The following is a 24534-nucleotide window of genomic DNA, read 5'->3' on the forward strand; positions in this document are numbered from 1 at the left end:
GCGCCCGGGCCGGGTCCTTCGCAGGAACCGCCCCGCGCGCAAGCATCAGGCAGCGCCGGTACGCGCGATCAGCGTTCCGGCGCGTCCGCCTCGCCGCCCAGCACCTCGACCGGCACCGGGCTTGCTGCGCGCAGTGAGTCCGGCGTGATGATCACGCTGGTGCCGGGCGCCAGAAGCGGCGCCACGAGGGCGCGCATCTCATCCGCGACTTGGACGCGTCCCGCGAAGCGCGTGGGCGATGCCGCAGCGACGCTTCCCGGCAAGGAAACCTCGATCCATGACGGCGCGCCCGCCTCGCCACTGCGCATCAGAAAGGCGGAGGTTCCTGTGATCGAGCCCTCGATCCGCACCGGCGCCGACCCGATTGCGATGCCATTCCTCAGGATGAGCATGCGGCGATCGGCGGCGCTGACGATGATCGATACCGGGCCGCTGGGCGAACGGGCGGGATTCCACATCGTCGCGTTGTCCGCCATGACCGATCCGGCCTGGAGCAGCGTATCGGCGGGCGCGGCGCGCGGAACGGCCGCGGCGTCGGTTACGATCACGGTCATGCCAAGGCGCGTTACCCCGTAGAGAAGCCTAGCAAAAGCCTGCGGGAGCCTGATGCAGCCGTGCGAGGCTGGATAGCCGGGCAAGGATCCACCATGCAGCGCGACGCCGCCCCAGGTCAGTCGCTGCATATATGGCATCGGTGCGCTGTCGTAGAGGCTCGAATAATGCTCGACCTGCCTCTGAAGGATCGTGAACACCCCGGTCGGCGTTTCATGGCCGCTCTTGCCGGTCGATACCGTCGTGATCGCGATCGGCACGCCGTTGCGATAGAGCGTCGCGCGCTGGGTCGCGAGGCTCACGATCATGAGCAGCGGCCCATCTGGCGCAATCTCGGGGGCCCAGATGAAGTCGCCGGGCTTCATTCGCTCCGCGGCTTCCATGACGCTGCCCGTGGAGGGGGCCGGGACAGCGGAAGCCGAGGATGCCGCTGCCGCTAGCGGCAGCAGGGCTGCGGCGAACAGGAATCTTGTCCTTTCGGCTGCGTTCCGGCTCTTCGCCACTGTATCAGCCGGCCATCGCGGCGACACGCGCGCGGTCATTGATCCGGACGGCGCGCCGCGAAGGCAGGTCGACGAGCCCGTCGCTGCGCATGCGGGTAAGCTGGCGGCAGGTCGTCTCGATCGTCAGGCCCAAGATGTCCGCGATCTGCTGACGGCCGAAAGGAAGCTCGAAACCGCCGACAACGTCGCCGCAACCGACGGGAAGCCGTTCCTCCATGTCGAGCAGGAAGGTCGCCACTTTCTCGGGCGCCGACTTGCGGCCGAGGAGCATCATCCAGTGGCGCGCCCGGTCGAGCTCGTCGAGAGTTCGATGAAGCAGCTTCTGCTGGAGATGCGGGTGGCGCGCGGCGAAATCGTCGAACTGTTGGCGATTGAATATGCAGACTTCGGCATCGGTCATCGCGGTCACCCGGTAAGGGCTTTCCTTGCCAAAGGGACGGCCGATGAAATCGGACGGAAAGACGAGGCCGACAATCTGTTCGCGGCCGTCGGCGGTTGCCACCACCAGTTTGAGGACGCCCGAGAGTATATTGGCTACGGTCGGCGCCTCGTCGCCTTCCCAGACGAGCGTGTGCCCCGCCTTGACGCGCTGCCGGCGTCCCATGCGTCCGAGCGCTTCGGCTTCGTCGGGCGTGAGGCTGGCGCAAATGGCGCGGCAGCGCACGGCACAAGAAGCACAATCGCTCATTTTCGGTTCCCCTTGCGGCGTACGGCCCGAAGCTGCCCCGTCTCCAATGCCGTGTCGGCAGGCCGGCACCATTCGGGTTGCATGTCGTTTCTCATGCCACAGGAATAACGGCGCCATGCCGAGCCGTGATTACGCAACTGTACGTATGTCCCGAGACCGCAAATTTCCGGAGGGCAGGGCCTCGACTATGGCCGCCTGCATAAGGGCTTTTGCGTAACGACAGCGGGCCTTGGCAAGCGCAACGCTCGGGCTCTGCTGCACATCCGACAATGAAAGGATCCGAGATGAGCGAAGCCGGTCACGATCTTCACGCCCTGTTCCCCGATCATGGGCCTGCGCTTCACATGCTGAAGCTTGAAAATCCGCATTTCCGTGTGCTGGCGGACGAGCATCACGACTTGGAGGTCCAGATCCAGCGGTTCGAGGCAGGTCTCGCCGCCGTGTCCGACGAGGAGCTGGAAACACTCAAGAAACGGCGGCTCTTCGTCCTCGACGAGATTTCGGCGCTGATCACGAACGAGGAGGCGGTGTGATGCACAGTCTCACCCAGGTACGCGCCGATCTCGAGGCGCGGTTCGCACGCCTCGCGGCGCAAGTCGAGCGGATCGAACGCGAGCAGCGCCTGCCGCTCGACGATGATTCGGGGGAGCAGGCGATCGAGCGAGAGGTCAAGGACGCGCTCGACACCGAACAGCGCGCCGCCACCGACGAAATGAAGGCGATACGCCACACGCTCACCCGGCTCGAGGCCGGAACTTATGGGCTCTGCACGTCGTGCGGCATACCGATCGACGCCGCCCGCCTCGAAGCCATGCCGACGGCGGCGCATTGTATCGAATGCGAGCGCGAGCTCGCCAGCTGAGCCCCGCCCATCGCGCGCCATGCCAGAGATCGTCATGCCCGCATCGCTACTGCCTTTGGGTGGAATCGCCCTTGCCTTTCTTCTCGGCTTGCTTGTCGGGGTTCAGCGCGGCTGGGCGCAGCGCGACGAAGCCGAGGGCAGCCGGTTCGCAGGAGTTCGAACCTTTGCGCTTTTCGGTCTTGCCGGAGGTATCTCGGGCACCCTTGCGGACGCGTACCCCGTCGTCGCCGCAACGCTTGCCAGCCTCGCGGGCGTGCTGGCGCTGATCGGCTATGCGAAGGCGGCCCATCGCCCCGACCAGCTCAGTGGCACGTCCAGCCTCGCCGCGCTCATCACGATCGGCTGCGGTTTCCTCGCCGCGAGCGGGCGGATGGAGATGGCGACCATCGTCGCTGCGGGAATGACCATGGTACTGGCGCTCCGATCCGAGCTTCACGGCTGGGTATCGGGGCTGACCGACGTCGAGGTCGGCGCCATCGCCCGCTTTGCGCTGATTGCGCTCGCGATCCTGCCGTTGCTTCCCGACTCCAGCTTCGGGCCCTATGAGGCCTGGAATCCCCGCCAACTCTGGCTTGTGGTCGTCTTCGTCTCGGGCTTCTCCTTGCTCGGCTATATTGCCGCCAAGCGTTTTGGCGCCACGCGTGGCACGCTGGTCATGGCGGGAGCCGGGGCGATGGTCTCCTCGACCGCGGTCACCGCCGCGCTCGCCATGCGGGTGCGCGACGGCGAGGAGAGCGAGGCGATGGCGATCGCGGGGATCGGTGCCGCATCGGCCGTCATGCTGGTGCGCGCGATCATCCTGACCACGTTACTCGCTCCCGCAGCAATGCCCGGTTTCGCGTGGATGGCGGCGCCCGCCGCGATCGTAAGCAGCGGAGCGATATTCTGGGGTCTGCGCGAAAAGCATGTGCCCGCCCGCGATCTTCCTGTCGCGCTCCGGAACCCGTTCCGCCTCGCGCCCGCGATCGGTCTGATGCTTCTCGTCATGTTGCTGACGGCGACGGCGCGCTGGATGATGGCACTGGTGGGCGAACGCGGCCTCGCCCTCGTGATCGCCATTTCGGGACTGGCCGACGTCGATTCGGCGATCATCACGGTGGGATCCCTCCCCAGAAACATGCTGGCGGGCGAACTTGCAACGGTCGTGATTATCGCGCCGGTGCTTGCCAACACGCTGTTCAAGGGCGCGACCGCGGTGGCGGTCGCCGGCTGGCGGAAGGGCTGGAGGCTTGCCTTGCCCCTCGTGCTCAGCGTCGCCGCCAGTCTCGCGCTCGTCCCGGTCCTGCTGGTCTGACCCGCCGATGTCAGGCGTCCCCGACTACTCTTCGGAAAACATCGCGCGAAGTGAGCCCCAAGATGTCGACGGCGTACGCGGCGCGAAACAGCAACGCGGTCTGCGGGCATTCCTGCGGGCGCTCGGTCCCGGACTGATCGCGGGCGCGGCCGATGACGATCCGAGCGGGATCGGCACGCACAGCCAGATCGGCGCGGCCTTCGGCTATCGTCTGTCTTGGACTTTCGTCCTGAGCTTTCCGCTGATGGTGGCGATCCAGGAGATTGCCGCCGAAATCGGGCGCGTGACCGGCGCCGGCATTGCCCGCAACCTGCGCCGCCATTATCCCCGCCCGCTGCTCTGGTCGATGGTGTCGCTCCTGCTCGTCGCCAACATCATCAATCTCGGTGCCGATCTCGCTGCCATGGGCGCGGCTCTCGTCCTGCTCGCCGGCGGCAATGCCGGACTTTACACCTTGCTGTTCGGCATCGTCAGCATCCTGCTCGAGGTCGGGCTCAGCTACCCTCGCTATGCGGCGATCCTCAAATGGACGACCTTGACCCTGTTCACCTATGTCGCCGTCCTGTTTGTCGTGCATGTACCATGGGGAAAGGCTCTCGGGGCACTCATCCTTCCCGATATCGAGCTCAACGCGGCCTATGCGACGGCGTTCGTGGCGATCCTCGGCACGACGATCAGCCCCTATCTCTTCTTCTGGCAGGCCGGCCAGGAGATCGAAGAGCAGCGTCGCCACCATGCGAAGCCTTTGTGCTTGACGCCAGCGTCAGCTGGACCCGAACTTCGCCGCATCCGCATCGACACGCTGACCGGCATGGCGCTTTCCACGCTCATCTCGCTCGCCATCGTGTTCGCGACCGCCGCGACGCTCCACGCCGAAGGCATTCGCGACATCGCGACCTCATCGCAAGCCGCGGAAGCTCTTCGGCCCGTCGCCGGCCCGTTCGCCTTCGCGATGTTCGCGCTGGGTATCATCGGAACCGGCCTTCTCGCCGTGCCCGTGCTCGCAGGTTCGGCGGCCTATGCCGTGACCGAGATGGCGGGCGTCGCCGGGAGCCTTGATGCGAAGCCGCTTTCGGCGCGTCTTTTCTATGGCACGATCGCGGCGACGACGCTCGCCGGCGCCTCGCTCTCCGCCATCGGCGTCGACCCCGCGCGGGCTCTTTATTGGGCCGCTGTGGTCAATGGGGTTCTCGCTGCGCCCCTCATGCTCGTTATGATGCTGATCGCCCGCAATCCGCGCGCGATGGGGCGCCTGGTCATATCGCGGCGGCAACATTGGTCCGGCTGGGCGGCGACCGCGGTGATGGCCCTCGCGACCTCGCTCTTTTTCTTCTTCATGCTTGCAGGCCAAGCTTAGCTTGCGGGCTCGCCCGCCTCGGCGAGACGGGCTTCGATCATCGCACGCTGCGGCAGAATGATCCCGAGAAGGCCTGCGAGCGTCGACGCGCCGAGCTTGCGCATGAGACGCGACCGATGGATTTCGACGGTGCGGTGGCTGATCCCGAGCTCAAGGCCGATCTGCTTGTTTGTGAGGCCGCGAACCAGTCCGCAGACGACCTCGACCTCGCGCAGAGTCAATCGCTCGATGGACGCAGAGCGCTGGGGCCTTGACCCGAGCGGGGCCGAGCGAGAGGCGGTGTGGAGACGCGCTTCTCGGTTATAGTCGCGGCGGACCGTCGTCATGCCATGCTTCCTCCGATAGGCGGGTCTATCGGGGCAGGCGGTCGGGGTCGCTACGTAATGTCCGCAGACGCGGTCCGGCCCATTCAGGCGCCGAGACCGGCGGCGAAAGCGAGCCGGAGCGCGTCGGACAGGCTGCGAACGTCGAGTTTCGCCATGAGATTGGCGCGATGCACTTCGACCGTGCGCGGCGAGATGCCGAGATCATAGGCGATCGTCTTGTTGGGAAGCCCCTGCGCCAGGCCCTCGAGCACTTCGCGCTCGCGCGGCGTCAGGACGGCGAGGATGACGTCGGCCTCGGCAGCGCGCGCCGCCGCGCCGTCGGCAGAAGCCATGCGAGCAAAGGCGGTCTCGATCGCGGCGAGGAGGACCGCCTTTTCAAAGGGTTTCTCCAGAAAATCGACCGCCCCGGCCTTCATCGCGCGCACCGCGATGGAGACGTCAGCGTGGCCCGTGAGAACGATGACCGGCATGGTCACGCCGCGTTCGAGCAGCGCCTCCTGGACCTCGAGTCCGTCCATCTCGGGCATGCGCACATCAAGCAGCACACAGCCCTCGGGCACGTGGCGGATTTCCTTGAGAAAAGCGGCACCGCTCGGCCAGGTCTCGACCGCATAGCCGGAGGTCTTGAGCATGAAGCTCGCCGAACGCCGGATAGCATCCTCGTCGTCGACGATGTGTACGAGCTTCCTATCCGACATCATTTTCCTCCGCTTTCGCGCTCACCAATGTGAAATGAAACTCGGTGCCACCGCCCTCGCGCGGAACCATCCAGATGCGGCCACCATTGGCCTCAACGATCGTCCGGCAGATCGAAAGACCGAGCCCCATACCTTCGGACTTGGTGCTGACGAAGGCCGTAAACAGCTGTTCGGCAACCTCGGGCGCGACGCCCGGACCGGTATCGGAAACGATCACCCGTACGAAGCCCTGCTGATCGGGCTGGCTGGTTACCGTAAGCTGCCGCTCGGGGCTGTCTGCCATCGCCTCGACCGCGTTGCGGATGAGGTTGATCAGCACTTGCTGGATCTGCACCTTGTCGACGAGTACCGGAGAGGCATAGGGATCGAGATCGAAGCGCGGCTCGACCCCCTTCTCACGCGCACCCATGAGCCCAAGAACCGCCGCTTCGTTGATAAGCAGCGGCAATTTCTCGATCGTCTTCTCTACTTCGCCGCGCGCCACGAAATCGCGCAGGCGGCGAACGATATGTCCGGCACGGAGCGCCTCTTTCGCGGTATCGTCGAGGGCGTCGCGGATCATGGGAATATCGGCAGGATCGGGGTTTGCGAGCAGGTCGCGCACGGCCTCGACATAATTGGCCACCGCCGTGATTGGCTGATTGAGTTCATGCGCAAGTGTCGATGCCATCGTTCCCATCGCGCTCACGCGCGCGACATGAATGAGCTCGGACTGAAGCGATTCAAGTCGCGCCTCGGTCTGCTGGCGCTCGGTCAGATCCCGGATGAAGCCTGTGAAGAGCGGATGGGCATCGCCCGACGCTTCGCCGATCGACAGCTCCATGGGGAAGGTCGAGCCGTCCTTGCGCTCGGCGAAGACAACGCGGCCGATGCCTATGATCCGCTTCTCGCCCGTCTGAAGGTACCGGCGGATATAGGCGTCATGCCTTTCGCGATCGGGCGAAGGCATGAGGCGGCTGACATTGACGCCGAGCAGTTCCGGTTCCCGGTAACCGAACAGGCGCTCGGCCGCTGCACTGAACGACACGATCAAGCCCTCGTCGTCGATGACGACCATCGCGTCGGGCACCGTCGAAAGGATCGAGCGAAGATGGCTTTCCTGCGACCGGAGAGCCTCCTCGGTCGCACGGCGACCCGTGATGTCCGAAACGACTTTCGCGAAGCCGCGCAGCTCGCCGTCGCTCGTGAAAAGTGCGGTGATCGACACGTCGGCAAGAAATTCGGACCCGTCCTTCCGCACCCGCCAATCCTCGGCTTCGAAGCGGCCCTCGCGCGCGGCGATAACGAGATCTTCGCCAGGCTTTCCGGACGCGATCGAGTCGGGTGGGTAGAATATCGCTGCGCTCTTGCCGACGACCTCTTCTTCGCACCATCCCTTGAGCCGCTCGGCGCCCTTGTTCCAGATCGTAACTCTCCCCTCGGCATCGAGCAGGTAGATCGCATGGCCCTGCGCGCCGTCGATAAGGAGATTGAGTTCCTCGGCGAGGAGTGTGGCCTCCGCGTCGCGGCGGGCAAGGAGCCGGTCGCCTTCGCGAAGGCGGGCGCGTATCCGCTCGAACCCCGTCGACAGCGCGACGATACTGCCGGCCGTGACCAGAAATACCATCGCTTCGACGAGGTCGTGGGCGTCGCTTGGCTGAAAGCCCGAAAAATATAGCCCCATCAGCAGCGCCGGAGCGATCGCCAGCGACGCAGCAAGCGGACCGGCGAAAATGGCTGCGGCCAGTATCGCCGGCGCAAACAGCAGGAAGGGCGCACCATCGCCGAGCCAAGGGGCAAGCGCATAGCGAAGAAGTCCCGCAGCGCCAACGAGGACCAGCGCGCAGGCAAGCCGAGCCGGAAATGAGTATCCTGTCATTGTCATCGGCCGTGCGGCCTCCGCCCGCGCAATCAAGGCCGCGCCAGCGTCCGGACGCGTCTTCCCCCTGCCGCCGCTCATAGCGGATTTGGGGTGCGGGCGAAATGTCCGGCGCGCGCGCGATCCGTAATGATCCTTATGGGCCATGCCGTGCTGGCTACGACCATGACAGCACTCAAGCCATGCGGGAATCTACGGATAGCAGGGAGCGGTCGACCCGCGCAAAAGCGCCCGTGCGGACCGCTGCCTTCATCCTGCCCCGCACAAGCGCCGCAGCGGTCCGCAGGCATTTTTCGGATGCTTTACCGCGCGAGCACGAGATTGAAGGTATCGCCCATGAAGAGCAAGCGCATCACCCTGATCGACGGGCATCCCGACCCCGACCCCTCCCGGTTCGTCCATGCTCTTGCCGACACCTATGCCGCGGCGGCTTCAGCCGCCGGCCATGAAGTCCGGCGTATCGATGTAGCGCGCATCGAGTTCGGCCTGCTCTCCAGCCGCGACGTCTGGGAAAACGGCCCGATGCCGCGGGCGATCGCAGAAGCGCAGGAGGACATCGCCTGGGCCGAGCATCTCGTTGTCTTCTACCCGCTCTGGCTCGGCGACCTTCCGGCCCTGCTGAAGGGATTCTTCGAGCAAGTCATGCGCCCGGGCTTCGCCTTTCATCCCCGGCCCAAAGGTTTCCCGGAGAAGGCGCTCAAGGGGCGTACGGCGCATTCTGTCGTCACGATGGGAATGCCAGCCTTTTTCTATCGCTTCTATTTCGGCGCTCACAGCCTGCGCAGCCTTGAGCGCAACATCCTCGGCTTCGTCGGCATCGCTCCCGTCGAACGCAGCATCGTCGGCAATGTCGAAGGCGATCCCGTACATCGCATCAAGTGGCTCGAAGCAATGACGGAGCGCGGAGCTGCCGGGCGATAATGCCGACTTCGCGGCCAATCTGAAGCATAACCTCGCGCATATCCGAACCGAGGAGGGCCGACGAAGAGTGCTCGGCGAGATTCGCCGCAAGCTGGCCGGCTATGAAGCTGCGCACCACGCTGAAGCTCGACCACACCGAGAAGTCCGTAGAATCACGGAATGATGCGTGATCCGCCGCGCGTTATGCGTCGTGTCAGGTTCGATATCCCGAGGAGGCGATAATGAGGGACAGCACCTCTGCAAGCAGGCCGATCAGAGACAATTTCTGGAAAGAGGTTTCGGTCATGGAGGCGAGCGTTGCGCTGTGCCTGATGGTCCTCTTTCTGCTGTCGCAAAGCTTTCTCGAAACGATCGCCGCGATCTATATGCTGGTGGCGGCGATATTGTTTGCCGCTGCGGCACAGGCACGAATGGCCGCGACCTGCGCGGACGCCCTCGACCGCAAACTTTGGCTCGCCAGCGCCGTCGCCTGCGTCGTCGAAGCCATCATCCTCTTCGTCGATCCGCTGCTGGGCGGCGAGGCGACGACGATGGTGTTGGCAGGCTCTCTTGCAGCGGGTGCCGCGGCGCGGCTGACGCTCGCGCTCGTCCGCGAACCTGCCGCGCGCGGCTGGTTGTACCTCTCGGGCTTGGTGGGAATGGCGGTTGCACTCGCAATCGGCTTTGCGTGGCCGTTCGCTTCGGTCCTTCCTGCAGCGCAGAGCCTGACGCTCGACTTCCTTGCGGTCTCAACGATGCTGGTGAGCGTAACCGGAAAGGCCCCGCGTGCATGAAATGATCGAAGGCGCCGACGATGTCCTTGCGGTCCGGATCCAAGGCAAGATCACCGGCGAGGATCTCTTCGAGATCATGAACCGTCTCGTGGTGATGCTGGCGGTGAACCGCCGCGTACATGTTTATGCCGAGACCGCTGCGATCGACGGGATCGAGATCGCCGGCCTTGCGTCACACGTTGCACGCGCTGCGCCGTTGCTCGGCAAGCTCAGCCATTTCGGGCGGGTCGCGGTGGTCGCCGATCAGGCGTGGGTTCGGATGTTAACGCGGATCGAAAGTGCGATCCTTCCCCATATCAGTTACCGTGTCTTCAAGCCCGAGGACCGCCACACCGCGCTTGAATGGGTCAGGGGTCATATGAGTTTGCTCGACCTGAGCTCAGAGAATTGGGACAAGGCTTGATGCCGGCGAGATCCACGTGGACAGTGGCACCCACAATCAGCGCGGCAGGAAGTAGCTGGTTGGCGCGGGTCACTATCTCGACACCGCCGTTACACCCTGCCGCCCCTTATGCAGCAGCGGCAACCGAGCGAACTATTGACCGTTCGCCATCGTAGACAAACTCCTCTCCCCTCAGGTCGATCTTCGGGAAAGCGTCCTTTTCAGCCCAATAGTCCTGGTTGTGGCGCCATTCGGGCTTGTCGCCGCGCCGCGGCATCGCATCGAGACCGCGCATCAGATAGCCCGGATTGAAATTATCCTCTTCGATCCAGGGCAGTATCAGCACATCGGCATCCTCCGGCCGGAGTGCGACCTCGACCTTCTTCGCCCCGATATCGTCCATATGGTTGAGAAGGTTGCAGACGAAATCGCCCATCATGTCGACCCGCAGCGTCCAGCTCGCCCGGAAATAGCCCATGACCCAGGCAAGATTGGGTACGCCGGTCATCATCATCCCGCGGTAGGTTACCGTCTTCGACCAGTCGACTGGCGCTTCATCGACCTCGAAGGGAATGCCGCCCATCACCGAGAGGTTGAATCCGGTCGCTGCGACGATGATGTCGGCTTCGATCTCCTTGCCGCTTGCCGTTCGCACGCCCTTCTCGGTGAAGTGATCGATCGTGTCGGTCACGACGGTCAATTTCCCGGTCGCGGCAGCCTTGAAGATATCGCCTTCGGGACAGAAGGCGAGCCGCTGCTGCCATGGACGATATTTCGGCGTGAAATGCGGTTCGAACTTGAAGCCGGGGTCGCCCGAATAGGCCCTGATCAGGGTTTTCAGCTCCTCGAACACCGTGTCGGGCTCGTTTTTGCAGCGCCGCGTCATCAAATCCTGATCGTGCATGATCTGCGCACGCACGACGCGATGCACCGTGGGCTCGTCGATTCCAATCTCGCGGAGCCGATCGGCGAGTTCGTTCCGGTTCTCGCTGCAATAGAAATAGGTGGGCGATCGCTGGAGCATCGTCACATGTGCCGCCTTTTCGGCGAAGGCCGGTACCACGGTGGCGGCCGTCGCGCCTGAACCGATCACCAATATGCGCTTGTCGGCGTAGTCGATCGCTGGATCCCAAAGCTGGGCGTGGACGAAGCGTCCCTTATAGTCCGAAAGCCCTTTCCAGTCGGGGATATAGGGCTTGTCATGGTCGTAATAGCCTTGGCACATCCAGAGGAAAGCGGCTGTGAAGGTGGCAGTCTCTCCGTCCGATCCACGGACGGCCTCGACCGTCCAGCGATTGTCCGCGCTCGACCAGCGGCATCGGGTGATACGGTGACCGTAATGGATATGGACGCCGATATCATTCTCGTCGATCACCTCGCCGATATATTTGAGGATCTCGGCGCCGCTGGCGATCGGCGCGCCGACCCAGGGCTTGAAACGGTAGCCGAAAGTATAGAGATCTGAGTCCGACCGGACTCCCGGATATTTGTGCGTTTCCCAAGTCCCGCCAAATGTCGGCTTCGCCTCGAGGATGGCATAGGTCTTGCCCGGGCATTGCTGCTGGAGATGATAGGCGGAACCGATCCCCGAAATACCAGCTCCTACGATCAGGACGTCGACATGAACGGGCCCGCTCTTGGCGACGGCATGCTGACGAACCTTGATCTCCGACATCTTCAGTTCCTTTCTCACGGCACTGGCCACCCAAGACATGGATGGCAGGACGCCGTTTCGCATTGATTTGGATCAACGCGCGAGCTCGCCAGCCCCACCATGCCGCCTCGCCCTCGCACGCTGGACCCACCCACAATCCGCAAAGCGAATGCTTATTGGCGAAACAGCATGAACCAGATGCTCCCGACGATCGCAAACGCCACAAATATGACCCAGAAGCCGATGGCCGCGGCTCGTTCGCGGGCACACTCCACCGGATCGTCAAGGTGCGAGGGTTCCACTGTCAGATGCCCCGTCGTGCAATCTTCCGCGCGGCAACCAAGCCGGCGGCAAGCAGCGGGACGAGGGCTGCCGCCACCTTGAACCTCGGCGATTGGGAGGCCCGGCGCAGTTTCTTCCGCATCCGCCGCGGTACGCCGATCTTTGCGAGCGATCTGTCGACATTCGGGATATCCATCTCGGCCTCCTGCAATTGTCAGGACACAGGAATGGCCGCCAGCCTCGTGCGACGATATACGTAGATCCCGCATTTACGCCGGGTCATCAAAGGGCAGACCTGCGACCGGCCGGGGCGGCGTGCGATGGGGAGCGGATCGATGAGAGGTGGCGAGCCGGCGACGAACGAGAGCGCCGGTATTCTGATCTATCACCGAAAGCGGGGCGCGCTGCATATGCTTCTCGTCCACCCCGGCGGTCCTTATTGGCGTGGCCGCGACGCAGGCGCCTGGCAAATTCCCAAAGGCGAGATCGAAGCCGGAGAGAATGTCGAAGCGGCTGCGCGGCGGGAAACCGAAGAGGAGCTCGGTATCGCCATAGCGGGCACCCTGGTTCCGCTCGGAAGTCTTCGTCAGGCGGGCGGAAAGATCGTCACCTGCTTCGGGGCCGAACAGGATATCGATCCGTCGATCGTCACGAGCAACAGGTTCGACATGGAATGGCCCCCGAAGAGCGGCAGGCTGCAGAGCTTTCCGGAAATCGATGAAGCGCGCTGGTTCACGCTCGGTGAAGCGCAGGCCATGATGCTGCCCAGCCAGCTTCCATTCCTCGCCCGGCTGAGCGCGCAACTCGCCGTCGACTGAAGTCCATCGGAGAGCGCAGCGACCGACTTTTCGGGCGATGGCCGCCGCGCTTTCTCCGTCCCGATCAGAGCGCGATGGTGATATTGTCTTCGACGCGCGTCACGCCCGGCGCCGACCAGGCCGCGCGCTCGGCCACGCCGCGTTCCGCCCAAGCCTTCACCTTCCCCGCGAGCTTGACCGTTCCGCCATCGGTCGAAACGGTGACCGCAGCCGCGTCGAGGTCGGCCTGGCGCTTGAAGGCCGCGACGATGCGCTCCTTGACGTCGGCCGGCGCCGGATGCTGTTTGACCTCGATCAGGTTGGTTACGCCGGCCACGCCCGACACCCGGCTGGCCGACCGGAATGCTTCCTTGCGCTGGTAATCCCAGTCGACCGTGCCGCTGAGCGTCACCCACCCGCGCTCGACCTTGACCTGGACCTTATTCGCGGGGACCGAGACCGTCCACGACATCAGGTCGAGAAGGCGCGCCGCGATCTGATGGTCGGCCATTTTCGGTTCCGACCCGAAATGCACCTTGATTTCTTCGGCGATCGCACGGACTCCGGCGACCCGTCGGACAGCCCGTTCGGCCGCGATTTTCTCGGCATAGGTCTTCACATAGCCCGAGAGCGTAACGACGCCGGCGGTGACGGCCACACCGATATCGGCATGATCGATGCTCGGTTCCCATTCGAGTTCGTCCATCACATCGCGCTGCAATTGATCATCGGTCTTCTTCAACATGTTCGCCTCCTTTGGCCAAGAAGATCGCCGACTGAACCAACGATCGATGTTTCGGTCGGGCGAGTTTGGCCAAAGGCGGCAGCGCTACCAATTGGTATGAATCCTTAAGGACGGTCCCGGCCGCAGTCCCGGCATCCCAGAAACAAAACGCCCCGCCGACGTCGCCGGCAGGGCAGTAGGGGAGGTGATAAAGACCGCAGTGCGAGGTCGCGCAGGACCGCGGCGCGGGCGAAAATCACCGCCGCCCGCATGGTCACCATAAGAGATCGCCGCACCAACGCATTGACCTCGATCAAAAAGCCCGCGCCAGACGGATGAAATTAAGATTGCCACAACGTGCGTGGGAGAAACCAAGCTGCATTCCGTCGTCACGAGCAACGAGCGGCCAGCCGAGCAAGCGAGCTCTCTTTGCGTTCTATCGTAAATTCCCGATATGAATTGACCGGCAGAAATGCATCGGATAATTCCGATGCATGAAGATCGATTCCGCGCTTCCAGCTCTCTCCGCCCTCGCCCATCCGACGCGTCTCGAGGCTTTCCGCTTGCTCGTCCGGCATGAGCCGGAGGGCCTGTCGACCGGCGAGCTTGTCGACGCGTCGGGTCTCACGCAGAGCACCTTTTCGACGCATCTCGCGGTGCTGGCCAAAGCCGGTCTCGTCAAATCCGAGAAGCTCGGGCGACAACAAATCCAGCGAGCCGATATCGACACGCTCCGCGAACTGATGCTCTTCCTTGCGAAGGACTGTTGCCAGGGCCGCCCCGAGCTATGCGAACCGTTGCTCGCCGAACTCACCTGTTGCTGAAGGAACCAGCGCAGTGACCGACATCATCATCTACCACAATCCCGACTGCGGCACGTCACGCAACACGCTCGCACTGATCCGCAACGCGGGGATCGAACCGCATGTCGTCGAGTATCTGAAGACGCCGCCGTCGCGCGCGTTGCTCGAACACATGATCCAGCGCGCCGGGATAGGCCCGCGCGACCTGCTCCGCGAAAAGGGCACGCCTTACGCGGACCTCGGCCTTGGAGACGAAAGCTTGAGCAATGGCACCCTGATCGAGGCGATGATGGAGCATCCTATCCTCATCAACCGTCCGCTGGTCGTGTCGCCGCTTGGTGTCAGGCTCTGCCGCCCGTCCGAAACCGTGCTCGGCATCCTGCCCGCACGGCAACTCGGTGCCTTTGCCAAAGAAGATGGCGAGCAAGTCGTCGACGTCGACGGTAACCGCGTCCAAGCCTGAGGACAGCATCATGACTGTCGCAAAGCCCGAACGCCTGTCGTTCCTCGACCGCTATCTGACGCTCTGGATATTCCTTGCGATGGCGCTCGGCGTCCTCCTGGGATCAACCTTCAAAGGTCTGCCTGCCGCGATCGATGCCATGTCTGTCGGAACGACGAACATCCCGATTGCGATCGGCCTCATCCTGATGATGTATCCGCCGCTCGCCCGCGTGCGCTATGACGAACTGCCACGTGTGTTCGAGGACAAGCGTGTTCTGGCGATCTCGCTGATCCAGAACTGGATCATCGGGCAGGTGCTGATGTTCGCGCTCGCGGTCATCTTCCTCGCGGACAAGCCCGAATATATGACGGGCTTGATCCTGATCGGGCTCGCCCGCTGCATTGCGATGGTGATCGTGTGGAACCAGCTCGCCAAGGGCGACAATCAATATGTCGCCGCACTCGTCGCCTTCAATTCGATCTTCCAGATCCTCTTCTTCAGCGTCTACGCTTGGCTCTTCCTCACCGTGCTGCGCCGCTCTTCGGCCTCGAAGGCAGCGTCATCGACGTAAGCTTCTGGACCATCGCCGAGGCGGTCCTCATCTATCTCGGTATCCCCTTCCTCGCCGGATATCTGACGCGCCGCTACCTCGCGCGCGCCAAGGGTAACGAGTGGTATGAGACACGCTTCCTGCCGAAAATCGGCCCGATCACGCTCGTCGCCCTGCTCTTCACGATCGTCGCGATGTTCAGCCTCAAGGGCAGCGAGATCCTCACTATTCCCGGCGACGTCGTGCGGATCGCGATCCCGCTCACCATCTATTTCGTGGTGCAATTCCTGATCAGCTTCTGGATGGGCAAGTTTATCGGAGCCGATTATCCCCGCACGACCGCAGTGGCCTTCACGGCCGCCGGCAATAATTTCGAGCTCGCGATCGCAGTCGCCATCGCCGCCTTCGGCCTCGCCTCCCCCGTAGCCTTCGCCGCCGTCATCGGCCCGCTGGTCGAAGTGCCCGTCCTCATCCTGCTTGTCGGCGTCGCCTTCCGCCTCGGTCGCCGCTGGTTCCCCGCAAGTACGCCTTCGGAAGCCTGACCACATGACCCACCATAATTTCACACGCCTGCGCACACTCGCGGATGCCGACCATCTTCCGGCGCTGAGCCCGGAATATATTCGTTCGCAGCCCGCGCTCGGCCTCGGGCCGCTTGATCCGGCGCCGCGCATCCTACTACTCTACGGATCCTTGCGCGAGCGCTCCTTCTCGCGGCTCGTCGTCGAAGAAACTGCGCGTCTGCTCCAGCTCTTCGGCTGCGAGACACGTATCTTCGACCCCTCCGACCTCCCCCTCCCCGATCAGATCGCCGATGACGATCACCCGGCAGTCGAGGAGCTGCGGCAGCATTCCATCTGGTCCGAAGGCCAGGTCTGGTGCAGCCCCGAGCGCCATGGCCAGATCACCGGCATCATGAAGGCGCAGATCGACCATCTGCCGCTTGCCTACAAAGGCCTCCGCCCTACGCAGGGGCGCACCCTTGCGGTCATGCAGGTGTCGGCAGGGTCGCAGTCGTTCAACAGCGTCAATACGCTCCGCATCCTCGGCCGCTGGATGCGGATGATCACCATCCCCAATCAGTCGAGCGTTGCCAAAGCATATGCGGAGTTCGATGAGGCCGGCCGGATGCTGCCGTCGAGCTACTATGACCGGATCGTCGACGTTGCGGAAGAGCTCGTGCGGTTCACCGTCCTGACACGCGGCCATGCCGACCAGCTCGTCGACCGCTATTCGGAACGCAAGGATCGGAAAGTGCCGGTCGTCACGCCGGCCGAACTCGCCGGAATTCCGGGCACTCGTTGAACAATTCTGGCCGATTGCGGACGGTCTGCTTTCCGGGCGACAAGTTGCAATTCCGGACGTTAGACCACAAAGGCAGTGCTGAAGCCGGATGCTCTTTCAGCGGCCGGGATCGAGGCTCGTCATCACGCTTGCAGACGATTTAATTCGCCGCTTCTTGCTCTCGCCTTCGACAGCCACTAGCCCGAATTTCTGGCCATAGCCGAGCATCCATTCGAAATTATCGAGCAGCGACCAGTAGAAATAGCCGCGCACATCGGCGCCGCGTGCCATCGCTTGCCGGACGCTGGCAATCGCAGCCTCGATAAAGGCGGCGCGCCGGGCATCGTCCTCGCCCACATAGCCGTTTTCGGTAACGATAATTGGCATCTTCCAGCGCCCCGCGATCCATTCGCACACCGCGCCGATCGCCTCGGGCCGATCCTCCCAACCCATCGTCGTCGGCACGCCGCCCGCCGCGATGCCGACGCTGCCGTCGGCGCGGCTCGTCATGCGCGAATAGGTCTGGACGCCGACAAAATCATCCTCGAGCGCGGCGTCGAGGAAGGGCGCGTACCAGGTTTCGCGCCGCCGGTCGCGGACCGCCTCGGCGCCCGGCTCGGCCGCCTCTTCGTGGATGGCGAGCGTCATGCCGACCGCGAGTCCCGCGCGCTCGGCGCGGATCGCCGCGCGCGCGGCGCGGTGCGCGGCGAGCCCGTTACCGAAGATCGTTTCCGCATCGGCATAAAGAAAGAAGGCCGAAAGCGGGGCGCCGAGCGCGTGCTCCGCCGCCGCGCGCTGCTCGGCGGTCGCCCGGGCTTGAAAATAGGGCGCCGCCATCGCGGGCAGGTTGAGCTCGTTGATCGTGCAGACCAAGGCGATGCCGTCCAGCGCGCGCACGACGCGCGCCGCCTGCTCGGCGAACAGCTCGGGAAAATCGCGCGCCGCGAAACCGCCAAGGCGCGCAAGCCAGCGCGGCTGGGTGAAATGGTGGAGCGTCACGACCGGCGCGATGCCCCGCGTCAGGCAGACGCCGGCCATGCGCCGGTAATGATCGAGCGCCGCCTCGGACACATGGCCTCGCTCGGGCTCGACCCGCGCCCATTCGACCGAAAAGCGATAGGCGTTGAGGCCCAAGTCCGCGACGATCGCGATGTCCTCGGTGTAGCGGTGATAATGGTCGGCGGCGTCACCCGACGGGTCACGAAATTTTCGGTCGCCTTTACGAGCACCGCGAGCAAAAGCGGAATGCCGATCACGGCGATCGCGACATCGCCGGGTTTGCTGAATGCCGCCCTCAAATGCCGCCAAGCCAGCCAAATATCATACCGGAGAAGCGCTGAAAGAGGCATTCAACTGACCCTTAGTCGGATGAAATAGCAGGTCAATATATCGCTCCGCCGATCCGGACCCGTTGAATTTTCTCATGGCCGGCGCGACGCCGTCGGGTCGTGCCCCGACGTCTTGCGATACCGATATCCGGACCGCGCGAGGCCCCACCGCGCTCCCGCTTGTCAAAGATCGGGCGCGCGACTATCCCTCGCGCGAACGGCCCGAACACCCCGGTCGGGACCGACAACCAAAGAACACTTCAGCTGAGCCCTGTTCCAGCCACCCCCTACGTCGACCAGCTCAACATCGGGGCGGGACGGCGTACGCTCGCGATCAGCCTGGCCCTGGCGATCGCGGTTCTCCTGCTGCTCGTCCTGCTTTCGTGGGGTCCGGGAAAGCCGCCCGACAAGAAGGAAGAATTCGTCAGCGTGGTGAGCATCGCGGCCACCACCTCTTCGCAAGACGAAACCGATTCGAGCAGCGCGAAACGCGAGCAGGCGGCGAAGCAGGCCCCGCCGCCCCCCGAAACGCCCCAGCCTCCGCAGCCGCGCTCCCCGCTGCCCCCGTTGGTGACCGAACCGAAGCCGGCACCACCCGCAATCGCCCCGATCCCGCGCTTGCCCGCATTGCCGAACGCACCCAGCACCGCGCGTCCGTCGACCGGGCGGGTTTATGGTCCGCCCGATACCGGCGGCTCGTCCTCCGGCGACTCGGAACGGGTCGGAACGGCCCCTAATGGCGAGCCGCTCTACGCCGCCGCCTGGTATCGCGAGCCGAGCAATGACGAGTTGCGCGGCTTTCTATCCACGGCAAGCGGACCCGGCTGGGGGTTGATCGCCTGCCGTACGGTGCCCGATTATCGCGTCGACGATTGCGTCGGGCTCGACGAGTATCCGAACGGATCGCAGATAACCCGCGCCGTGCTCGCCGCAGCGTGGCAGTTCAGGGTACGGCCTCCGCGCCTCGGCGGACGGTCGATGGTCGGCAGCTGGGTCAGGATCCGGATCGACTATGGCATCAAGGGGCGCTGATCGCACCCAGGTCCGCCGCGCGAGAAAAACAGGCGGCTAGAGCGAAAGCCCGCCATCCACCACGACCCGCTACGACCAGAACAGCCTTGCCGTCAGAACCCCTGTCCTCCGCATATATCCGCCCCTTGTCTGGCGCCGACGGCGTCAGGCGGGCGCGGCGATCCAGCGGTCGACCTGCGCCTCGAGGACGGGCAGCGGCACCGATCCGCGCCCGAGGATGATCTCGTGGAACATCTTCTGGTCGTATCGCGCCCCAAGCGCCTTTCGGGCCTTCTCGCGCAGCGCGAGGATGCTCTGCATGCCGACCTTGTACGAAGTCGCCTGACCCGGGGTGACGAAATAGCGGCGGATTTCCGAACGGATCTTGCCGATCGGCTGCGGCGAATTGGCGGTGTAATAGGCCAAGGCCTCAGCCTCGCTCCACCCCTTGGCGTGGATTCCGGTATCGACCACCAGACGGATCGCGCGCCAGATCTCGCGCCCCAACCGACCGAAATCGCTGTACGGATCGGTGTAGAAACCCATCTCCTTCGCGAGCCGCTCGACATAGAGCGCCCAGCCCTCGCCATAGGAACCGTAGAAGTAATTCTTCCGGAACTCGGGCGTGCCCGTCATCTCCTGTGCGAGCGCGATCTGCATGTGATGGCCGGGCAAACCTTCATGATAGACGGTGCCCTCGATTTCATAGGTTGGCGTTGCACGCGTGTCGGCGAGGTGGACATAGAAAATCCCCGGCCGCGACCCGTCGAGCGCCGCGGGAGAATAATGGGCCGCCCCGCCCGGCTCCTCGCGGAAAGCCTCGACGCGCTTGACGATCAGGTCCGCCTTGGGCAGCCGCCCGAATTGCTCGGGCAGGCGCGCGCGCATGCCGGCGAGATAATCCTCGGCAGCCTTCAGATAGATTGCACGGCCTGCGTCATCGTTGGCGACATAGAAACGATCGTCGCTGCGCAGGAAGACGAAGAAATCCTCGAGCTTGCCTTCAAAACCGATCTTCGCCTTCAGCGCCTCCATCTCCGCACGGATGCGCGCGACCTCGGAAAGGCCCAGATCGTGGATTTCGCCGGCCGTCATGCCGGTCGTCGTTTGCAGTCGCAGCATCGCGTCATAATAGTCCGCGCCCTCGGGCAGCGCGCCAGCACCGCGGGGTTCGGCGCCGGCGGCAGAACGGTCCGATGCAAGCCAGCTTCCGATCCGGTCGTAGGCGGGCTTCAGCGAAACGGTCATCGCTTTCGCGACGCGCGCAACGAGGGCGTCAGCGGCGGGTGCGTCGATCTTTCCCGCGGCGACGAGCCCGGCCGCCTTTGCCTTGGCGTCGGCATAGAGCGCATTATCCTCGCCATCGCCGAACGGCGCCCCGCTCGTCAGCCTGCCGATCAGTTCGATCGACTGGTCATAGGCGAAGCCGGGCATGCGGATGCCTTTCGCCGCAGAAGCCTTGGCCCGGTCGAGATAGATGTCGAGCGTCGGGCCGAGCGCCGTGACGCGCGCGACATAGGCTTCCATGTCGGCGGGCGTATCGACGCGGTGCTGGTTGATCAGAAAGTTCGGCAGGCCGGTGTGCGGCCCGTTGCGGTCAAAGATATAATTATGTCCGCGCCACTTCGTCGACGCCTCGGCGCGTTCGAGTTCGAGCACCCACATGTCGTAGGAAACCCGCGCATCCTCCCCGAGCGCGGCGCGGTCGAAGCGCTTTTTCATGTCGGCAACATTGGCACGGCGCCATTCGAGCCGCGCCATCGCCGCCGCGTCGCTCGGGTCGGTGAACCGGTCCTGCTGCTCCTTGCGGCCGAGCTGGGTCAGTTGTTCAGGGTCGAGCGCGAGTTCCGCCTCGAAGGCCGCGTCGAGAAAGGTGGTGAGCGCAGCATCGGCCGTACCTCTCCCCGTCGCTGCTCTTGCCGCCGGTGCCGCAACCAGGCTGGTCGCCAGCGCCAGTGAAAATTCCCGTCGTGATAGCTGCACCGGACCCCTTTCTCTGTTTTCCGGGGTCAGCGGTACCGCGATTGGCGGGCCGGGGCCAAGGCTAAATATGTACCGGAACGCGTTCGTTGCCTGCCAGAAGGCGGCTTTGCGCTGCCGGCGGTCTGAAGAGAAAATCTTCTGGAAGGCCGAGCCGCGCGCTCGCCCGGCATGGCGGCGAGTTGCGGTCGATCCGCCGGTCGGCAAGCCGGCCTGCGGTTCGCAGCATCAGGCGGTCGATCCGCGTCAGATCATAGGCCGCGCCGAGATCGAGCTTCCGCCTGACATGCACGGGAAGCAAGGAGACCGATGCGCGCGCGATCGCGCGATGCAGGAAACGCGGCACGCCGGGCGCGGCACGGCCCGACTGGATGATATCCAGAAATTCGAAGATGATCGGATGCGGTTCGAAACGCGGTTCCAGCTTCGCCATCATCGCCATGAAATCCTCGACGCTGGCGGGCGTATGGCACGCCCCGAATTCGCGGCCGATGACATCGCCGTCGCGCATGAAACGGTCCTTGTCGGCGTCGCTGAGCGAATGGACGAAGCGGTCATAGGCCATCAGGAAGCCGTAAGCGGCGGTCGCGGCAACCCAGTCGAGCAGCACCGGGTCCATCGCCCGGTATTTCTCTCCGGCCGGCGTTTCGCCCTTCACCGAACCATGCATCCGGTTGACCTTGCCGATCACCTCTTTTGCCGTGCTGGCGGGGCCATAGCAGGCAAGCATCGCGACAAGTCCTGTACGGCGCGAGCGGCTGATCGGGTCTGCCTTGTAGGTCGAGTGATCCCATACGCCCGACCGGATCCGCGGCTCGGCGAATTCGAGCAGGACCGCGGCAATCCCGCCGATGCCGAGCGCGATCGGATTCTTGTAGACACGCCACTGGACGCTGTCGGGCGCAAGCAGGGCCGGTTCCCCGGCGGGAGATGCGAAGTCGATTATCGTGCCCAGATAATTGTCCTGCATGCCTGCGTGCGCCCTTCTCGCGATACGCTCAGAAGTCGAACCCGAACGTCACACCATAAGTCCGCGGCGGGTTCGGGAAACGTACCACGACGTTCGCGTTACTGGCGACCGCCGACCAGTAATAGCTGTTGAACAGGTTCTTCGCCCACAGCGACACCGACCAGCCGCTCTCGCTCTTGACACCCAGGCTGGCGTTGACGGTGCCATAGGCCTTGACCTTATAGAGATCGAGATCTTCGAAGATCGTGTTCGACTTGCTCTGGTACCGCGCACTCACCGCGCCGGTCAGGCTGAGGCTGTCCGACACCGGCGTGTCGTATGCAAGCGTCAGGCTGCCCTGGAATTCGGGGCTGTAGATGAATTCCGCGCCGTCGAAATTCTGCGGCTGGCCCGCGGCATTGGTACCGTTGTAATCGTCGATCCGCGTCTTCAGCCACAGCGCGTTCGCCGACAGGCTCAGCCCCGTTGCCGGACGCACCGTCAGCTCGCCCTCGACGCCATAGGCCTTCGACTTCGGCACATTGTCGAGGCGCGACAGCGCGGTGTAGATCGGATCGGCGAAATAGGTGCTGATCTGCTTGTCGGCGTAATCGTAGTAGAAGGCCGACAGGTTCGCCTGCACCGCGCGGTCGGCGAGCGTCGCCTTGATCCCGACCTCATAGGCGGTCAGCTTTTCCTGCGTCACCGGCGCATTCTGTCGCGCGAGGTTCGCCGCGTTGATCGGGGTCGTTCCCGATTTATAGCCGCGCGACACCGAGGTGTAGAGCAAGGTGTCGCTGTTCGGCGCCCAGTTGAGCGCGACGCGCCACGCGACATTATTCTCGTCGAGCACCGAGCGCACCTCGCCGAAGGTGCCGGTCGCGGGATCGAAGGTGTTGCACTGCCCCTGCGCGATCGGCGCGGCGAGCACGCCATAGGTCTGGAGATACAGCGCACGGTTCACGACATTGACGTTCGGCAGCATGTTGCCGTTGAAGTCGCGCGAGCAGCCATTGTAGTGCTGCTTGTCTTCGGTGTAGCGCACCCCCGCGGTCAGCTTGAACTGGTCGCTGAGCTCCCAGTCGGCGTTCGCAAAGATGCTCCATGTCTTCGTCCGGATGCGCCCGAAATCCTCATAGGTCCGGAACGCTTGCTGCAACTGGGCGAGCGTATAGCCGCCCGAGTTGAAAATCGGGCTCGCGAGCAGCGGCGCGCCTGCGGCGCGGATCAACCCGACATTGGCGTTCTGGCCCAGCATCGTGCGGTTCGAGTCGATGATCCGGTCGTTGGCGTAATAGGCACCCACGAGCCATGTCGCGGGACCACTCTCGCCCTCGATATGGACATCCTGCGCAAAGCTCTTGATCCGCCCGACCGTGTTCTGAAGCAGGATTTCATAGGGGGCGCCGCTCCAGTCGGAGAGCGCGTTGCGCTTGAAGTCATTGTAGCTGGTGAGCGAGACGAGCTTCATCGTGTCGCCCAGATCCTGATCCCAGCGTAGCTTCAGCCCCCAGAAGCGATTGTCCTCAGCGAGCGGGCCGTCGAGCCCAAGGCCGGTACCGATGTCGGCCGAGCGCTGAGCATAGGGCGCCCAGTCGGCCTGCGTCGCCTTGGTCGGGAAATTATTGGCGATGTAGGCGGCAAGGCCCGGCGCGTTGAAGAAGCGCGAGTTGCTCGTGCCCGTCGTCGGGTTCGTTGCGGGGGTGAAACCGATGCCCTGCCCGACCCCCGTGTCGGACTTGTTCTGCCACCACGTCACCGACAGGTCGAAATGCGTGCCGTCGGCGGGGTCGATCGCGAGCGAACCACGGATGCCGAGCTTGTCGACCTTGCCCTGCCGCTCGCCGCGGGTGTTGCTGACCTGCCAGCCCTTGTCGCTGTTCTCGCTGCGGAAGGCGAGGCGCGCCGCGACGCCCTCGCCGAGCGGTCCCGAGATGTGGCCGGCGAAATTATAGGTCTGATAATTGCCGAGATCGGCCTTGATGCTGCCTTCGAAACTGTCGGTCGGCTTGCCGGTGATGAAGTTGATCAGACCCGCGGTGGTGTTGCGGCCATAGAGCGTGCCCTGCGGCCCTTTCAGCACCTCGACGCGCTCGAGGTCCATCACCGGACCGGTGTTCATGATCGGATAGGCGTAGGCGACTTCGTCCACGTAAGTGCCGACGGTCGAGGTCGACGACAGGTTGATCGTGTTGAAGCCGATCCCGCGCAGCGTGTAGGTCGGAACCCCCTGATAGCTTTGCGAGACGGTGAAGCTCGGCGCGACCGCGGTCAGGTCGCGCACGTCGGTGACGCGCAGATTCTCCAGCATCTCGCCGTCGACCGCCTGGATCGCCATGCCGACGTCGTTGATCGATTCCGCGCGGCGCTGCGCGGTGACGATGATCTCGCCCTCGGCCGAGGCCGTGTCGGCGCCGTCGGCGGCAGCCTCGGCAGCGAAAGCCGGAGCCGCAAGCGCAAGGCCGGTGCCCGCGAGCAGCAAGAAACGCATTGCCTTCATCATATATCCTCCC

At 64.1% G+C, this 24534-nt stretch carries 24 protein-coding genes and 1 pseudogene; 14 read left to right on the top strand and 11 right to left on the bottom strand.

Annotated elements, in window-relative coordinates:
* Positions 1 to 68: 68 nt before the first annotated feature.
* Both L7H23_RS05385 and L7H23_RS05390 read right to left on the bottom strand, forming a co-directional pair.
* Positions 69 to 1082, bottom strand: coding sequence for a L,D-transpeptidase (locus L7H23_RS05385; RefSeq protein ID WP_345790420.1), 1014 nt, complete (start codon positions 1080 to 1082; stop codon positions 69 to 71).
* Positions 1060 to 1743, bottom strand: a complete 684-nt coding sequence (locus L7H23_RS05390) for a Crp/Fnr family transcriptional regulator (RefSeq protein WP_237838328.1) — start codon at positions 1741 to 1743, stop codon at positions 1060 to 1062. Before L7H23_RS05390 ends, L7H23_RS05385 begins: the two co-directional genes overlap by 23 nt.
* 284 nt (positions 1744 to 2027) lie before the next feature.
* Here L7H23_RS05390 and L7H23_RS05395 point away from each other — a divergent pair, with 284 nt between their 5' ends.
* Genes L7H23_RS05395 through L7H23_RS05410 form a run of 4 tightly spaced genes read left to right on the top strand, consistent with a single transcriptional unit; the run spans position 2028 to position 5256 of the window.
* A complete protein-coding gene (locus L7H23_RS05395) occupies positions 2028 to 2276 on the top strand; it encodes a DUF465 domain-containing protein (protein ID WP_237838329.1) in 249 nt (82 codons plus the stop codon).
* On the top strand, positions 2276 to 2605 hold the full coding sequence (locus tag L7H23_RS05400) for a TraR/DksA C4-type zinc finger protein (RefSeq protein WP_237838330.1): 330 nt from the start codon (positions 2276 to 2278) through the stop codon (positions 2603 to 2605). The genes L7H23_RS05395 and L7H23_RS05400 overlap by 1 nt, the downstream gene beginning before the upstream one ends.
* A 34-nt stretch (positions 2606 to 2639) precedes the next feature.
* Positions 2640 to 3899, top strand: a complete 1260-nt coding sequence (locus tag L7H23_RS05405) for an MgtC/SapB family protein (RefSeq protein WP_237838331.1) — start codon at positions 2640 to 2642, stop codon at positions 3897 to 3899.
* 7 nt (positions 3900 to 3906) lie between these two features.
* Positions 3907 to 5256 (top strand): divalent metal cation transporter, encoded by a 1350-nt coding sequence (locus L7H23_RS05410; RefSeq protein WP_237838332.1) that lies wholly within the window; start codon positions 3907 to 3909, stop codon positions 5254 to 5256.
* On the opposite strand, the gene L7H23_RS05415 is transcribed toward L7H23_RS05410, so the two are convergent.
* The 3 genes from L7H23_RS05415 to L7H23_RS05425 form a co-directional block, all read right to left on the bottom strand.
* Positions 5253 to 5477 carry a LuxR C-terminal-related transcriptional regulator gene (locus tag L7H23_RS05415; protein WP_237838333.1) on the bottom strand — a complete coding sequence of 75 codons (225 nt, stop codon included), beginning with the start codon at positions 5475 to 5477 and terminating at the stop codon, positions 5253 to 5255. The genes L7H23_RS05410 and L7H23_RS05415 overlap by 4 nt on opposite strands.
* Positions 5478 to 5665: 188 nt before the next feature.
* On the bottom strand, positions 5666 to 6280 hold the full coding sequence (locus tag L7H23_RS05420; RefSeq protein ID WP_237839127.1) for a response regulator: 615 nt from the start codon (positions 6278 to 6280) through the stop codon (positions 5666 to 5668).
* Positions 6270 to 8138 (bottom strand): PAS domain S-box protein, encoded by a 1869-nt coding sequence (locus L7H23_RS05425; RefSeq protein ID WP_237838334.1) that lies wholly within the window; start codon positions 8136 to 8138, stop codon positions 6270 to 6272. Before L7H23_RS05425 ends, L7H23_RS05420 begins: the two co-directional genes overlap by 11 nt.
* A gap of 336 nt (positions 8139 to 8474) precedes the next feature.
* Between L7H23_RS05425 and L7H23_RS05430 the strand changes: the two genes are divergently transcribed.
* The 3 genes from L7H23_RS05430 (at position 8475) to L7H23_RS05440 (ending at position 10235) form a co-directional block, all read left to right on the top strand.
* Entirely contained in the window at positions 8475 to 9059 is a 585-nt protein-coding gene (locus L7H23_RS05430; protein WP_237838335.1) for an NAD(P)H-dependent oxidoreductase, read from the top strand.
* Positions 9060 to 9280: 221 nt separating this feature from the next.
* Entirely contained in the window at positions 9281 to 9832 is a 552-nt protein-coding gene (locus L7H23_RS05435) for a hypothetical protein (protein ID WP_237838336.1), read from the top strand.
* Position 9833: 1 nt separating this feature from the next.
* Entirely contained in the window at positions 9834 to 10235 is a 402-nt protein-coding gene (locus tag L7H23_RS05440) for an STAS/SEC14 domain-containing protein (protein WP_237839129.1), read from the top strand.
* Between the two features lie 106 nt (positions 10236 to 10341).
* Here L7H23_RS05440 and L7H23_RS05445 read toward each other — a convergent pair whose 3' ends face one another.
* Positions 10342 to 11889, bottom strand: a complete 1548-nt coding sequence (locus L7H23_RS05445; RefSeq protein ID WP_237838337.1) for an NAD(P)/FAD-dependent oxidoreductase — start codon at positions 11887 to 11889, stop codon at positions 10342 to 10344.
* 41 nt (positions 11890 to 11930) lie between these two features.
* Here L7H23_RS05445 and L7H23_RS05450 point away from each other — a divergent pair, with 41 nt between their 5' ends.
* Both L7H23_RS05450 and L7H23_RS05455 read left to right on the top strand, forming a co-directional pair.
* Positions 11931 to 12410 (top strand): hypothetical protein, encoded by a 480-nt coding sequence (locus L7H23_RS05450; RefSeq protein WP_237838338.1) that lies wholly within the window; start codon positions 11931 to 11933, stop codon positions 12408 to 12410.
* A 75-nt stretch (positions 12411 to 12485) separates the two neighbouring features.
* On the top strand, positions 12486 to 12968 hold the full coding sequence (locus L7H23_RS05455; protein ID WP_237838339.1) for an NUDIX domain-containing protein: 483 nt from the start codon (positions 12486 to 12488) through the stop codon (positions 12966 to 12968).
* Between the two features lie 64 nt (positions 12969 to 13032).
* Here L7H23_RS05455 and L7H23_RS05460 read toward each other — a convergent pair whose 3' ends face one another.
* Positions 13033 to 13692 (bottom strand): BON domain-containing protein, encoded by a 660-nt coding sequence (locus L7H23_RS05460; protein ID WP_237838340.1) that lies wholly within the window; start codon positions 13690 to 13692, stop codon positions 13033 to 13035.
* A gap of 473 nt (positions 13693 to 14165) precedes the next feature.
* Here L7H23_RS05460 and L7H23_RS05465 point away from each other — a divergent pair, with 473 nt between their 5' ends.
* The 4 genes and pseudogenes from L7H23_RS05465 (at position 14166) to arsH (ending at position 16774) form a co-directional block, all read left to right on the top strand.
* Positions 14166 to 14495, top strand: coding sequence for a metalloregulator ArsR/SmtB family transcription factor (locus L7H23_RS05465; RefSeq protein WP_237838341.1), 330 nt, complete (start codon positions 14166 to 14168; stop codon positions 14493 to 14495).
* 13 nt (positions 14496 to 14508) lie between these two features.
* Entirely contained in the window at positions 14509 to 14937 is a 429-nt protein-coding gene (gene arsC / locus L7H23_RS05470; RefSeq protein ID WP_237838342.1) for an arsenate reductase (glutaredoxin), read from the top strand.
* A gap of 10 nt (positions 14938 to 14947) precedes the next feature.
* Positions 14948 to 16011 (top strand): annotated as a pseudogene (gene arsB / locus L7H23_RS18575) (ACR3 family arsenite efflux transporter).
* 4 nt (positions 16012 to 16015) lie between these two features.
* Complete coding sequence (arsH, locus tag L7H23_RS05480; protein WP_237838343.1) at positions 16016 to 16774, top strand: arsenical resistance protein ArsH; 759 nt, start codon at positions 16016 to 16018, stop codon at positions 16772 to 16774.
* A gap of 96 nt (positions 16775 to 16870) precedes the next feature.
* On the opposite strand, the gene L7H23_RS05485 is transcribed toward arsH, so the two are convergent.
* Positions 16871 to 18070, bottom strand: coding sequence for a family 1 glycosylhydrolase (locus tag L7H23_RS05485; RefSeq protein WP_345790421.1), 1200 nt, complete (start codon positions 18068 to 18070; stop codon positions 16871 to 16873).
* A 191-nt stretch (positions 18071 to 18261) separates the two neighbouring features.
* On the opposite strand from L7H23_RS05485, the gene L7H23_RS05490 reads away from it, so the two are divergent.
* A complete protein-coding gene (locus L7H23_RS05490) occupies positions 18262 to 19113 on the top strand; it encodes a hypothetical protein (protein WP_237838345.1) in 852 nt (283 codons plus the stop codon).
* Between the two features lie 144 nt (positions 19114 to 19257).
* On the opposite strand, the gene L7H23_RS05495 is transcribed toward L7H23_RS05490, so the two are convergent.
* From L7H23_RS05495 to L7H23_RS05505, 3 genes are all read right to left on the bottom strand, one after another.
* Positions 19258 to 21075 (bottom strand): DUF885 domain-containing protein, encoded by a 1818-nt coding sequence (locus L7H23_RS05495; RefSeq protein WP_237838346.1) that lies wholly within the window; start codon positions 21073 to 21075, stop codon positions 19258 to 19260.
* Between the two features lie 61 nt (positions 21076 to 21136).
* Complete coding sequence (locus L7H23_RS05500) at positions 21137 to 22042, bottom strand: oxygenase MpaB family protein (RefSeq protein WP_237838347.1); 906 nt, start codon at positions 22040 to 22042, stop codon at positions 21137 to 21139.
* Positions 22043 to 22070: 28 nt separating this feature from the next.
* Complete coding sequence (locus L7H23_RS05505) at positions 22071 to 24512, bottom strand: TonB-dependent receptor (protein WP_237838348.1); 2442 nt, start codon at positions 24510 to 24512, stop codon at positions 22071 to 22073.
* Between the last annotated feature and the right edge of the window lie 22 nt (positions 24513 to 24534).

It is taken from the genome of Sphingopyxis sp. BSN-002, assembly GCF_022024275.1.
Classification (GTDB): domain Bacteria; phylum Pseudomonadota; class Alphaproteobacteria; order Sphingomonadales; family Sphingomonadaceae; genus Sphingopyxis.